The sequence below is a fragment of the Pseudoalteromonas sp. SIMBA_162 genome (assembly GCF_046535955.1).
Lineage (GTDB): Bacteria > Pseudomonadota > Gammaproteobacteria > Enterobacterales > Alteromonadaceae > Pseudoalteromonas > Pseudoalteromonas marina.
Window position 1 is genome coordinate 1 of sequence record NZ_JAWJBQ010000152.1, and the last position, 347, is coordinate 347.

Annotated in this window: 1 protein-coding gene; it reads left to right on the forward strand. The window is 49.9% G+C overall.

Going from position 1 to position 347, the window contains the following annotated elements; translation table 11 throughout:
* Nucleotides 1–23: 23 nt before the first annotated feature.
* On the forward strand, nt 24–347 hold a 324-nt coding region (locus tag R0J88_RS19120), incomplete at its 3' end, for a hypothetical protein (protein ID WP_410900747.1).

A 347-nucleotide genomic window follows, 5' to 3' on the forward strand; every position in this document is an offset into this window, starting at 1 on the left:
GTGATGGCACAAAAGCCTGGGTGATGAATCGCACCAGTAATAGTGTGTCAGCCATTGATCTGGTGGCTTATCAGCATGTGGCGGATATCCCGCTGGAGAAATACGACGGGACGGGGACGAGTAATAAACCTGGTGCCTGGGTTATGGCACTTTCCCCGGATGAAAAAATATTGTTGATACCCGGTATGGTCAGAGGTGACATTGTACGCATCAATACCATCACGCATCAGAAAGAAGACTTTCCCGCAGGTGATGCGCGTGGAACGATATCGGCGATGCGTTTTCGACCTGAAAACGGGGATGTAATTTTTGCCGACAGCCAGGGGATTTCACGTATAAGAGTTGGG